This window comes from Cellulomonas phragmiteti, from assembly GCF_016862775.1.
Taxonomy (GTDB): Bacteria; Actinomycetota; Actinomycetes; order Actinomycetales; family Cellulomonadaceae; genus Cellulomonas; species Cellulomonas phragmiteti.
In genome coordinates, this window is record NZ_BONP01000009.1 from 161297 (window position 1) to 172621 (window position 11325).

The following is an 11325-nucleotide window of genomic DNA, read 5'->3' on the forward strand; positions in this document are numbered from 1 at the left end:
GGGCGCGCACGGTGGGACCCACCACGCGACAGGAGGCACTGCATGAGCGCACCGACCAGTCCCGACCCGGACCCGGCCACGACGCCCGGCCTGGAGGCCGGAGGCGGAGTCGCGCCGGGCGACACCCCGCCCGGTGAGTCGTCGACGTCGGGTGCGGCGGACCGGCAGCCGCGCACGGGGTCGCGCGGCGCCAACTGGGCGGCGTACGTGATCATCGGGCTCGTCGTGGGGTTCGCCCTGCTGTTCTTCGTCGGCTACGCCATCGGCCTCGCCGACTGACGAGCGGACCGCGTGGTCGCGGACCTCCGGCCCAGGTCCGCACCGCCGCGCGCCTCCTACGCTGCCGGGATGAGCGCCCCCCGCGCGGCCACGGCGCCCGCGCCGCGCCGCCGCCGTCCCGGACCCGGGTGGGTGCCGCGGCAGCACGGCGCCTGGGCGATGGTGCTCGTCCCGCCGCTGGTCGGCGGTGCGCTCGGGGGCTGGTCGTGGCGGCACGTGCTGCTGGTGGACGCCTGGCTCGTGGGCTACCTCGCCTACCACGCGGCCGGTCTGTGGCTGCGCTCGGGCCGGCGGCCCCGGTACCGGGCGCCGGTGGTCGTCTACGGGGCCGCGGGTGCGGCGCTGCTCGGCGCGCTGCTTGCCGTCGCGCCGCGCCTGCTGGTGTGGGCGCCGGCGTTCGCGCTCCTGCTGACCGCCAGTCTCGTCGCGTCGCGCCGGCGCGCGGACCGGTCGTGGGGCAACGACGCTGTCACCGTCGTCGCGGCGGCCCTGCTGACGCCCGTCGCGGCCGCGCTCGGGACCGCAGCTGCGCGCCCCGTCGACGTCTGGACGGCCACCGCCGTCCTGGCCGCGTACTTCCTCGGCACCGTGCCCTACGTGAAGTCCCTCATCCGGGAGCGGGACGACCCGCGGGTGCGCCGCGCCTCGGTGGCGTACCACGTGCTCGTGGCGGCGCTGCTTGCCCTCGTCGGCCCGCTGCTGGGTGCCGTCGGCGTGCTGCTCGTCGCCCGCGCGGTCGTCGTGCCGTGGCGCTGGCCGCGCGCGCGGCCCGCCGCGATCGGCGCCGGCGAGGTCCTGGCCACGCTGGTGGTGACCACCGCGCTGCTCGTCACGGTCTGACCACCCTCAGCTCAGCACGTCCGCGAGGTCGTACCCGACGGGCTCGTCGAGCTGCGCGTACGTGCACGACCGCGGGTCGCGGTCGGGCCGCCACCGGCGGAACTGCGCCGTGTGCCGGAACCGGTCGCCCTCCATGTGGTCGTACGCGACCTCGACGACGAGCTCCGGGCGCAGCGGCACGAACGACAGGTCCTTGCCGGCGTTCCACCGGCTCACCGCGCCGGGCAGGCGCCGGTCGACGTGCGCCTGCTGATCGGCCCACGCGCCCCAGGGGTGCTCGGCCGGGTCGACGTCGCGGTAGGGCGCCAGGTCGTCGAGCAGCGTGCGGCGCCGCGCCATCGTGAACGACGCGCTGACCCCGACGTGCTGCAGGTGGCCCTCGTCGTCCCAGAGCCCGAGCATCAGCGACCCGACGACGTCGCCAGACTTGTGGTGGCGGAAGCCGGCGACCACGCAGTCGGCGGTGCGCTCGTGCTTGATCTTGAACATCACGCGCTTGTCCGGCTGGTAGGGGGCGTCCAGGGGCTTGGCGACGACCCCGTCGAGCCCGGCGCCCTCGAACTGCGCGAACCAGCGCTGCGCCTCGGCCATGTCGGACGTGGCGCGCGTGACGTGGACCGGGGGACGGGCGTCGGCGAGCGCCTCGACGAGCAGCGCCCGGCGCTCGGAGAACGGGCGGCCCGTCAGGTCCTCGTCGAGGGCGAGCAGGTCGAACGCGACGAACGATGCCGGTGTCTGCTCGGCCAGCAGCCGCACCCGGCTGGCGGCCGGGTGGATGCGCTGCTGGAGCGCGTCGAAGTCCAGGCGGTCGCCGGTGACCAGGACGATCTCGCCGTCGACGACGCACCGCTCGGGCAGGTGCGCCCTCAGCGCCTCGACCAGCTCCGGGAAGTAGCGCGTCAGGGGCTTGCCGTTGCGGCTGCCGAGCTCCACGTCGTCACCGTCGCGGAAGACGATGGTGCGGAACCCGTCCCACTTCGGTTCCACGTGCCCCACGTCGGGGATCTCCTTGACCGACTTCGCGAGCATCGGCGCGACGGGCGGCATCACCGGCAGGTCCATGGGCCCATCGTGGAGCACGCCACCGACACCCGCCCGGCGTCGGCGACCACGTTCTCAGGTCGCGCACGGGTGACCCCCAGCGCACACCCCGGCGTCGCGGCTTGCATGGGCGGCATGACACAGCCGCCGGCGGGGGACTGACCCACGCCGCGCTCGCGGCCGCCTCCACCCCGACCGACGGCACCGGACAGGTGGACAGCACGGCGGCGCAGCCGACGGCCGGTGACGCCACGACCGGTGGGAGTCCGAGCGGCGCCCCGCCCGCCGGCGTGGTGCCCGTGCCGCTCCCGGGGGGTCCGGGCACGACGGCCCCGGGCGCCGCGTCGACCGGCACGCAGGAGACGCTCGCGGCGACCGCCGAGCAGCAGACCGGCGTGGTGATGGTCGTCAGCACCCTCGGGTACGAGGGCGCCGCGTCCGCGGGCACCGGCATGGTCCTGACGTCGGACGGCCTCGTGCTGACCAACCACCACGTCGTCGAGGGGGCCACCGCCGTCGAGGTGACGGTCGGCACGACCGGTCGTACGTACACCGCGTCGGTCGTCGGGTACGACGCCGACGCGGACGTCGCGCTCCTTCAGCTCGCGCACGCGACGGGACTGGACACCGTCACGCTCGACGACGACGACGGGGTCGTGGCGGGCGACGAGGTGACCGCGGTCGGCAACGCCGACGGCGCGGGCGAGCTCGTGGCCGCACCGGGAACCGTCCTCGCGACCGGGCAGTCCATGACCGCGTCGGACGGCACCAGCGCCCAGAGGCTGGACGGGCTCGTCGAGTTCGAGGCGGACGTCGTGCCCGGGGACTCCGGCGGAGCGCTGCTCGACGCCGAGGGTGAGGTGGTCGGCATGACGACGGCCGCCTCGACGGGCGGCACGTACGTCGTCGCGTACGCGGTCGACATCGTGGACGCGCTCGCGGTCGTCCAGCACATCGAGGCCGGGGACGACACGGGCGGGGTGGTCATCGGCTCCCCGGCGTTCCTCGGGGTGCAGGTCGCCGTGGGCGGGCAGGTCGGGTCGGAGACGGGGGCCGTGCTCGGCGGTGTCGTCGCGGGGACGCCCGCCGCGCAGGCGGGTCTGGCCGCCGGTGACACGGTCACGTCGGTCCGGGGTGTCCCGGTGGCGTCGCCCGACGAGCTCGGTGCCGCCGTCGCGTCGTACCGGCCGGGCGACGAGGTGGAGGTCCTCTGGGTCGACGGCACGACCGGCGCGACGCGCAGCGCGATGGTGACGCTCGCGCAGGGACCCGTCGGGTGAGACCGCACGGTGGCCCGCCGTGGCAGGAATCCGGGCGACGGGCCACCAGGTCGTGGCGTACGCTGGACCTGCCCGCTGCGACGGGTGCTGTGCTTGACAAGTGAACACACCCATGGGGGTGATCGGTTTCGACGGTGATCGTCGATCCAGGTGAAGCGGGTCGAGGACGCACGGTTATCTCGTCAACGCTCCGTGCAACTTATAGGTGCCGATTCCAAGCGCACCGACTTCGCCCTCGCCGCCTGAGCGAGGCTTCGAAGTCCGTCGGCCTAGGCTTGCTTCCGTCCTAGTTCCCGGCGTCATCTAGGGAGCCACTGCTGTCCGTCCTCGTCGGTGGGGCGGGCGGGACTCTCAGCCGACTGGGCCCGTCCACGTCTTGTCCGCGTGATCGTGGGGGCCGAGAAAATCTACTGCGGACTGCACCCGGAGAAGCCCTGGTTCAACGTCATCGGACGCGGGTTCGATTCCCGCCACCTCCACCATGAGGTCTTCGTAGAATGCGAAGGCACTCTTCGTAGATTGCGATGAGGCCCGTCCCCTGCTGGGGGCGGGCCTCGTCGTCGTTCTGGACGTGTTCGCGCTGCCGGGCCGAGGAGTGTGCTCGGTGCACCGGCGCCCCCCAACCGCGCAGACGAGTCCCCGGACACGATGACGGAGGCGGGGAGAGTTCTCTCCCCGCCCCCGTCATCCGGTTCTTCCGTCACGCGGCGACGTCGTCGGTCATCTCGGTACTCCCGCCGGCGAGCCTGCGGAGCTGGACCCGGTCGATGGCGTCGGCTTCCTCCTTGGTGAGGTTGCGGAAGCCGTAGTCCGGCTGGTCGAGCTGCAGCAGCGGGTGGTCGGCCGGTCCGCGGCCGGTCTCGTGGTGCCACATCCGCAGCTGCTCCTCGTTGAAGACGGAGACCTTGACGGCCGCGATGAGCGAGGCCATCGCCAGCCCGGGCAGTCGGTTCTGCCCTCGGCGTAGGCGCTGGCGTGACGGGTTCTTGAGGATGCCGAATGCGCCTTCGACCAGCGTCCTGCGGTCGGTCTTCTTCTTCCAGCGCCGTGTCCCGACGTACTCGCGCTGGGCGATCTTGCGCTGGTGGTGGGGGTCGCGCAGATCGGGTGTGAAGTCGATCGTCCTGCCGACGCACGCGGGCCGGTCGCGCCAGTCGTCAGGCGGTGTCGTGAGCGGGAGTTGCTGGTTGATGGCTGGCTGGACAGTCTCGGGTCGGGCCCAGCAGCCGACGTGGCCGGCGCGTGCCGGGCAGATCCACTTCGACGTGGTGCTCGCTCCGAGACCGGACTCCTTGCGGTCGAACGCCCATCGACGCTTGAAGTCGTCTGCGGCGTCGTGGATCTGCTCCCACCGCTCGGCGGTGGCGTTGTCCTCGGGAAGGGGGCGCTGGTCCATCGGGGCCCTGGGGCAGTGCAGCCAGTGGTGCTGCATCTGTGCGCCCTGGATGTCGACGACCTTGTGCTGGTCACTGCGCAGGCGCAGTGCCTGCTCGACGCCGCGCGCGGCCAGTGGCTGCGCCCACCGATCTGCCTTGAGGTTGCTGTACAGCAGATCCCCGAGGAGCAGCTTGACCGGGTGGTGGGCGCGGATGCGGTCGATGAGCTCGAGGGACGCGTCGACGACGTCGGCGTTGGCCGGTGTGAGGACGAGCCCGCCGACGAGCAGCGGCTCGGAGTCGCTGGGGACGTTGGGGTCCGGGGCGCGCACGATGGTGTGCTGGTGGAAGCCGTACCCGGTCTCCTTGGACCCGTCCTTGGCGGTCTTGTACCCCCAGGCGGCGTCGCTCATCGCCACACGGACGGCAGGGGAGACCTTCTTCGTCTGGTCGGCCGGCGCGGTCTCGCCGTCCTCGTCGGTGGCGATGCCTTCGACGATCATGTCGTCGATCTCCTCGTGGGTCTTGCCTGCGGCAGCCTTGTCCAGGACGTGCTTGCCGCGCGTGCGGCCTCGTTCCCACGCCCACTGACCGGTGGCGTCGATGGCCCAGGTGCTCCCCGTCCGCTCGATGCTCGTGGTCTCGATGAGGGCGTGGACGACGTCTCCGATGCAGCGGCGACGGCGTTCGCGCTCGTGCGGATCGAGCCCGGGCGCCGAGCCGGTCCCGTAGTCCCAGCCCTTGCGGAGGATGCGGGTGGCGTTGTGCAGGTCGTCGTAGCCGATCTCCTCCACACCATTGGGGAACACTCGCTTGCGCTGCTTGCCGTTGGCGACGAGCGCGGGCACCAGGACCCCGGGCACCGCGCCCTTCGGGTGTGCGGTGCGTGACTTGGTCACACAGGGGCGAAGGACGCCCAGCTCCCACTGGGTCTCCCGGTCGAGCGTTTCGGTGAGGACCTCGAACACGCCCTTGATCGTCGTCTCGTGGCCCAGCCGGGTGCACAGGCTCAGCCCGAGGAGGAGTAGACGGACGTTCTCGCGCAGCATGCCTGTGCGGCCCCTGGCCCCCTTGCCTCGGGGAGGCACGAGCATGTCCACAACGCCGCTGGTGTCGATCACCCAGACGGTGCGTGCGATCGCCTCGGGCGTCAGACGCTTGGAGGGGAGCTTGGTCATCTCACGCAGTGGCTTGCCGTCGTTCTGGTCCAGGCCGGGGACCACGTGCAGCGCGGCACTCATCGGGCACCGCCGCTTGCCTCGTCGCGGGTGGTGAGGCCCGGCAGGCCCTTGTGCTCGGCCCACGGTTCGATGTGCGCCAGGACGTCGGCCAACGTGCGGGCGGATTGCAGACCGGCGGCGCGAAGGATCACCGCGAGCGGGACCGGGTCCGTCATCAGGTCGGCCAGCCACGTCGCACGCATCCGCGCAGGCTCGATGTGCGGGACCTTGTACAGCGCGGCGTTCGCGATGATGCGTGCGGCGGTGTTCCGCCGGGTGGTGTCCTGGCCGATGACGAGCTCGTCCGGGTCGCGATCAGCGATCGCCTCTCGCAGCAGGTCCTCCGCGACACGGCGGACGACGACGAGTCGCGGCCGGGGGCCGTGGAACTGGACGGTCAGACCGGTCGCACCGTGGTCGGTGATGTCCCTGACCCACAGCTCGCGCAGGTCGACGGAGTCCGCTCCGGCTCCGAACCCGAGTCCCACGACGGCGCCGAGCTGCTCGCCGGTGCGTGCGCTCGGCTGGGTGCGAGCAGCGCGCAGGATCGTGCCGCGCTCGAACGGCGTGTACGGCGCCTTGACCGCCGAGTAACCGATGGGTGTCAGCTTGGTCGGGACGTTCGGGCCCGGGTTGGCGGAGCGTGCGACCCACAGCAGCCGACGGCGGCGCTCTGCCCGGTTGTCCGAGGTCTCGCCGCGCATGCCGACGCGGACGTAGTGGTCGATGGTGTCGGTCGTCAGGACGGCCTCGACCGTCAGCGGCAGACCCTGCGCGTCGGCGAACACGGCCAGAGCGGTGAGGTGCCGGCAGTGCTTGCGGATGCTCTCGGCACCGGTCACGTTGCTGCGGCGAAGCGCCTCGACGAGGAACGGGCGCACCGGCTGGGACGTCGAGCCGTACCGGCTGATGTCGAAGCAGGCAACGATCTGTGCGGCGTGCTGAGACAGTTCCGGTGGGGCCGCCACCTGAGCGGCGAGTGCCTGGCGGTGCCGAAGCGCCGCAGCCTTCGAGACCCGGCGGGGTCGGGCGGGCGTGGTGGGCATCTGCGGGAGTCCTTCCTGTCCGTGGGGTGCTGACAGGGCGGGACCGTGCCGGTGGCCGGCGACGCCGCAGTGGCCCGCACGCTCAGCCGCGCAACGCCTCGCAGTCCTTCGCTCCGAGGTGATCCGAGAGCTCCAGGGCCAGGGCGAGACCGAGGTCGAGGTCGCGCCGGGTCAGCCCGAACTCCCTCACCAGCGACGCCACGGGTGCCGCGGTGCTGAGCACCTCATACGTCGCCGCAGCCGCCAGATGCCGCCTGGTCAGCTGCAGCCCTCGCTCCTGGGCGAATGACCGGGCTCGTCTCCACGCGGACGCAGGGACATCGGCTTCGGTGCTGTCGCGACGGCGTCGACGGGCAGCCTCGAGTGAGGCGGCCAGCGCTTCGGCTCCCGAACGATCACCCGCCGTCGCAGGGTGCAGGAGGACCGCGACCTCGTTGACGATCGTCGGCTGCACCAGGCCCGCGACGCGTTCGCCGTCTGCCCGGCGTTCCTTGCGCCATGGCACTCCGGCGCGGACGGCCTGGAGCCGACGAAAGCGCGCACGCTGGTTCGCCCTCGTGCCCGAAGCCCGACCCGCTGCACGCTGGGCGGAGTCGAAGCTCGCGAGCGTCGCGTCCGACAGGAGGTCCTCGAGGGACACCGCGACCCCGCTGCGGACGAGGTGACCGGCCACCTGGGCGACGAGCTCCAGGTCCTTCCGCGCACGTTCGGCGCTGGTGGGTGTCACCGCCAGCACGAGGTCGACGGCGTCGTCCCGCACGCCCTTCCACACCTCCGCCGACACGGCACCCGGTGCGTAGGCCAGGAGCGAGCTGCGCTGAGGGGCGCGCGAGGAGTCGTGGCAAGCGGGTTCGAGTGGGCTGGACTCGCATGCGGTGGTGGTCATGGGCACACACCGTCCGGGGCCCGGGCAACGCCGCAAGGAGGGGCACCAGGGCGTTGGGCGGTCCGGCGTGGACAGAGCGCAGCTGCGCATCAGCCGCGTCGTGGTGTCGTGCGGGTGGTTGCTCGATGTCCGCGACCCGGGACGGTGCCCGCCGCGGTCCACGCACAGCACCTTGAGAACTCCACAGTGATGCATGAGGTCGGCGCTGGCCTGAGCTCTCGCCGGGTTCCCTCGATGGGAGGTGATACCGAACGGACCCGAACGAGCGCGCAGTCGGCACCGACCCCCGCGACGACATGAGCCTTGTGACAACGGGCGGCTCCGTCAGACGAGTCCCCGACAGGAGGTGAGAACCAACGGCTTGTCTGACGGAGTGGACGTCAGCCCTTGCGTCCCCTGCGCCCGCGCCCACCGGTGACCTCGAGCACCCCGGTGCTCCGCACGACGAGTCGGCAACCCGTCGACTCGCGTGCCCAACCCAGGAGGTCCAGTGACCACCACGACGAACCCCAACGCTGTGGAGCCGCCCCGCGAGGACGAGCGCGTCGTCGCTTTCACCGGAAGGCGGCGCGCGCGTCACCTGGCCAGGCTGCTGGAGACGAGAGACATGCTCGCCCGCCTCTACACCGAGCGGTACTGCCACGACCTGGACGACGCCGGCCAGGCGTTCATCCAGATGACCCACGTCGAGGAGGAGATCGCGCTCCTGTACCCCGACGTCCACGGGCACCTCTTCCCGACGTGGGTCAGCGAGATCCCCGACGCCGTTCACGAGCCTGGACAGTTCAACCCGCGGTGCGGCATCTGCCGCGCCGGCCACAGGAGCCGCACGGCAGCTTGATCATGGAGCGCCGCCGCCCGTACCTGGGTGGCGGCGCTCCGTCCCGCCGCCGCCCGCGTGGGTCACCACCGGCACGGCCTGCGCCGTCACCGACGCGCACAGGTGGTGCTGCGGCCGCGTGCCGCCGTGCCGCGCTCCGAGCCTCCCTCGTGGGTCAGGATGAATGGTCGTCACTGGGCGTGGGACATTGACGGCACCGTTCTGGCCCGCGATGGTGCTGCCATGCGCCGCGCGGGGCACGACGACAGCAACCCGATCATGCTTCGAGTGGACGGGGGCACGGTCGCCCTGGATCGAGCGATCTTCACGGCGTTGTTCGATTCCTCCGTCGCGCACTGGCGCGCCCCGTACCGGCACGCCCTGGAGAGATCGACGATCGGATTCACCGAGTTCGCCGAGCTCGCGCGCGATGCGGAGATCCCGTACCCGCTGTTCTTCGCACCGCCCGAAGTGGTGGCGGCCCAGCTTGAAGACAAGACTCAGAAGCTGCTCGCCGGCGGGAGCAAAGACTCCTTCTCGATGAACTCGCGTAGCAAGGTCCGGCTGCGCGACATCGAACTCATCGTCAAGGACCTCATCCGGAAGCAGGCTGTGCTCAAGGAGCTCGATGAGTCACTCCAGCCAAACAAGGTCATCGGATGCCTGCGCCGATCGACGGGAAGCGTCGTCTCCGATGCCGACAGGATCCGCTCTCTCCTGGGAATCTCGCTGATCGATCTCCGCGCGCACAGGACCAAGGAGAGGGCGCTTGAGTTCCTTATCGGCCGACTAGAAGCCAACCAGATACTCGTTTCTCGAAGCCAGCAGAACGTTATGCCGCAATTGCTTCCGCCTGGCGTCTCGTTTTCCGGACTCTGCGTACGAGATAGGAAGGTCCCGTTCATCTTCCTCACCAGTGGCGAGTCGGGCAGTCCTTTTGAGCCAGTCGGTCGGAAGATCTTCACCTTGGTCCTGCTCGTCGTGTTCGTAGCACGCGGCCGTTTCGCTCCCGTCAGCTACGACGACCACACCGGTGACCTCATCGCCGACCGTGAGTATGAGCTCGCCGAAGAGGTCCTGATGCCGGCCGCCGACGTGCGCGCGATGCAGCCGGACTCCTTGGACGCGGCCAAGGAAGCTGCCGCGCGCCTGTGCGTCACCCCAAGTGCGTTCGTGATGCGGGCTCGTCGCTTAGGTGTCTTGGCGCCTGACGAGTCCCGAGACTACTTGCACCAGCTTGACGCGGAGTTCGCGGCGCGCGCCAAGTCGTTCACGCGCACGCCGCTTACGCACAATGCGGTGAGCAGGTACGCCGGCGCAGAGTTCACCCGACGGATGTTCCGGCAACTCGATCGGGGCGCCATCACGCCCGGCGAGTTCTGCCGCGTGGTGTGCCTGAACAAGCTGCGCCCTGGCAATCTCGACTTGCTTCGAGCAGCGCTATGAACGAACACCGGTATCTGCTGGATGCAAACGTGCTCACGCGGCTGACCGCCAGCCAGCGCGCGAGCGCCTTCGTCAGTGACCGCTGCCACGTCCCAGCCGAGGTCATGTACGAGGTGCGAGGACTGTCGGACCGGTCAGCGATCGCCAGGCTCGAACTCCCGACGGACGTCAGGACGCTTGAGCGGCTGCGTGACGTCATGGCCGCGGTGGCACCTGGAGACTTGTCCCTCGTCGACCTGTACCGCAACAAGGGGTGCGCCGACCCAGTCATCGTGGCTGCGGCGCTCGCGGCCGAAGATGGCCGGGACCAGCTCTGGCAGACCGAATGGCACGTGGTCAGTGACGACAACGCCGTGCGAGCGGCAGCCTTGACTTTCGGCATCCAGCCGGTCAGCCGCCATGAGCTCGTTGCGCTCATCGAGGCGGACGGTCCCGCTTGATCAACCCTGGCACAAGGGGTTGTGCGTTTGGGGCAGTCCCCCGAGGGTTGGGCGCCGGCATGTCTCGCGGCGTGCACTCTCGTTGAGGTCCACGAAGGTGGCTGTCTCGTGACGGGTCTGTTGGAGGCTCTCGATCCTGGGAAGGATGAGAGTCATGGCAGCACCGAGGAAGTACCCCGATGAGCTTCGGGAGCGCGCGATCCGGATGGCGGTAGAGGCCCGCCGTGACCCGACGACGCGCCAGGGAGCGTTGGCCCGGGTCGCCCAGCAGCTGGGCATCAACGCCGAGACATTGCGCAACTGGGTCACGCAGGCGGAGGTCGATGGCGGTGACCGGCCGGGGGTGACCAGCTCCGCGACGGGTCGCGGAGCTGGAGCGGGAGAACCGTGAGTTGCGGCGGGCGAACGAGATCCTGCGAACGGCGTCGGCGTATTTCGCCGCGGCGGGACTCGACCGCCGACTGAAGTGATCGTGGGTTACATCGACGAGCACAAGGACCGCCGTGGGGTCGAGCCGATCTGCAAGGTCCTGCAGGTCGCCCCGACCACCTACTACGCCGCCAAGATGCGCCCGCCGTCGGCCAGGCCCTTGCGCGATGCCGACACGACGGCGGTGATCAAGAAGGTGCACGCGGAGAACTACGGGGTCTA

11 protein-coding genes, 1 other RNA gene and 1 other annotated feature are annotated in these 11325 nt (G+C 70.8%); of the genes, 8 read left to right on the plus strand and 4 right to left on the minus strand.

Annotated features, from left to right (window positions below; all coding sequences use genetic code 11):
- Nucleotides 1-42 precede the first annotated feature (42 nt).
- Nucleotides 43-279 carry a DUF6480 family protein gene (locus tag Cph01nite_RS09795; RefSeq protein WP_203673667.1) on the plus strand — a complete coding sequence of 79 codons (237 nt, stop codon included), beginning with the start codon at nucleotides 43-45 and terminating at the stop codon, nucleotides 277-279.
- 69 nt (nucleotides 280-348) lie between these two features.
- Nucleotides 349-1119, plus strand: coding sequence for a YwiC-like family protein (locus tag Cph01nite_RS09800; RefSeq protein ID WP_203673669.1), 771 nt, complete (start codon nucleotides 349-351; stop codon nucleotides 1117-1119).
- 6 nt (nucleotides 1120-1125) lie between these two features.
- Here Cph01nite_RS09800 and Cph01nite_RS09805 read toward each other — a convergent pair whose 3' ends face one another.
- The gene (locus Cph01nite_RS09805; RefSeq protein WP_203673671.1) at nucleotides 1126-2181 is read right to left on the minus strand and encodes an ATP-dependent DNA ligase; all 1056 of its coding nucleotides are present in this window, start codon (nucleotides 2179-2181) and stop codon (nucleotides 1126-1128) included.
- Between the two features lie 278 nt (nucleotides 2182-2459).
- On the opposite strand from Cph01nite_RS09805, the gene Cph01nite_RS09810 reads away from it, so the two are divergent.
- Nucleotides 2460-3440: a S1C family serine protease gene (locus tag Cph01nite_RS09810; RefSeq protein WP_203673673.1), complete on the plus strand. Its 981-nt coding sequence runs from the start codon at nucleotides 2460-2462 to the stop codon at nucleotides 3438-3440.
- Nucleotides 3441-3554: 114 nt separating this feature from the next.
- Nucleotides 3555-3922: a transfer-messenger RNA gene (gene ssrA, locus Cph01nite_RS09815) on the plus strand.
- A gap of 218 nt (nucleotides 3923-4140) precedes the next feature.
- Here the strand turns inward: ssrA and Cph01nite_RS09820 are convergent.
- The 3 genes from Cph01nite_RS09820 to Cph01nite_RS09830 all read right to left on the minus strand — a co-directional run bounded on the left by Cph01nite_RS09820 (nucleotide 4141) and on the right by Cph01nite_RS09830 (nucleotide 7968).
- A complete protein-coding gene (locus Cph01nite_RS09820) occupies nucleotides 4141-6057 on the minus strand; it encodes a hypothetical protein (RefSeq protein ID WP_203673675.1) in 1917 nt (638 codons plus the stop codon).
- Nucleotides 6054-7082 carry a hypothetical protein gene (locus tag Cph01nite_RS09825; RefSeq protein WP_203673677.1) on the minus strand — a complete coding sequence of 343 codons (1029 nt, stop codon included), beginning with the start codon at nucleotides 7080-7082 and terminating at the stop codon, nucleotides 6054-6056. Before Cph01nite_RS09825 ends, Cph01nite_RS09820 begins: the two co-directional genes overlap by 4 nt.
- Before the next feature lie 82 nt (nucleotides 7083-7164).
- Nucleotides 7165-7968 (minus strand): hypothetical protein, encoded by an 804-nt coding sequence (locus tag Cph01nite_RS09830; RefSeq protein ID WP_203673679.1) that lies wholly within the window; start codon nucleotides 7966-7968, stop codon nucleotides 7165-7167.
- A gap of 490 nt (nucleotides 7969-8458) precedes the next feature.
- On the opposite strand from Cph01nite_RS09830, the gene Cph01nite_RS09835 reads away from it, so the two are divergent.
- From Cph01nite_RS09835 to Cph01nite_RS19355, 4 genes are all read left to right on the plus strand, one after another.
- Nucleotides 8459-8809 (plus strand): hypothetical protein, encoded by a 351-nt coding sequence (locus Cph01nite_RS09835; protein WP_203673681.1) that lies wholly within the window; start codon nucleotides 8459-8461, stop codon nucleotides 8807-8809.
- Between the two features lie 27 nt (nucleotides 8810-8836).
- Complete coding sequence (locus Cph01nite_RS09840; protein WP_203673683.1) at nucleotides 8837-10234, plus strand: hypothetical protein; 1398 nt, start codon at nucleotides 8837-8839, stop codon at nucleotides 10232-10234.
- A complete protein-coding gene (locus tag Cph01nite_RS09845; RefSeq protein ID WP_203673685.1) occupies nucleotides 10231-10674 on the plus strand; it encodes a hypothetical protein in 444 nt (147 codons plus the stop codon). The genes Cph01nite_RS09840 and Cph01nite_RS09845 overlap by 4 nt, the downstream gene beginning before the upstream one ends.
- 154 nt (nucleotides 10675-10828) lie before the next feature.
- Nucleotides 10829-11065, plus strand: a complete 237-nt coding sequence (locus Cph01nite_RS19355; protein ID WP_203673687.1) for a transposase — start codon at nucleotides 10829-10831, stop codon at nucleotides 11063-11065.
- 36 nt (nucleotides 11066-11101) lie between these two features.
- Nucleotides 11102-11218 (plus strand) — a sequence feature (AL1L pseudoknot).
- Nucleotides 11219-11325 lie beyond the last annotated feature (107 nt).

Excerpts from the sequence above, each read along its gene's own strand:
- Cph01nite_RS09795 (WP_203673667.1), top strand. The coding sequence starts at position 43 with ATGAGCGCACCGACCAGTCCCGACCCGGACCCGGCCACGACGCCCGGC.
- Cph01nite_RS09800 (WP_203673669.1), top strand. The coding sequence starts at position 349 with ATGAGCGCCCCCCGCGCGGCCACGGCGCCCGCGCCGCGCCGCCGCCGT.
- Cph01nite_RS09805 (WP_203673671.1), bottom strand. The coding sequence starts at position 2,181 with ATGGACCTGCCGGTGATGCCGCCCGTCGCGCCGATGCTCGCGAAGTCG.
- Cph01nite_RS09820 (WP_203673675.1), bottom strand. The coding sequence starts at position 6,057 with ATGAGTGCCGCGCTGCACGTGGTCCCCGGCCTGGACCAGAACGACGGC.
- Cph01nite_RS09825 (WP_203673677.1), bottom strand. The coding sequence starts at position 7,082 with ATGCCCACCACGCCCGCCCGACCCCGCCGGGTCTCGAAGGCTGCGGCG.
- Cph01nite_RS09830 (WP_203673679.1), bottom strand. The coding sequence starts at position 7,968 with ATGACCACCACCGCATGCGAGTCCAGCCCACTCGAACCCGCTTGCCAC.
- Cph01nite_RS09845 (WP_203673685.1), top strand. The coding sequence starts at position 10,231 with ATGAACGAACACCGGTATCTGCTGGATGCAAACGTGCTCACGCGGCTG.
- Cph01nite_RS19355 (WP_203673687.1), top strand. The coding sequence starts at position 10,829 with ATGGCAGCACCGAGGAAGTACCCCGATGAGCTTCGGGAGCGCGCGATC.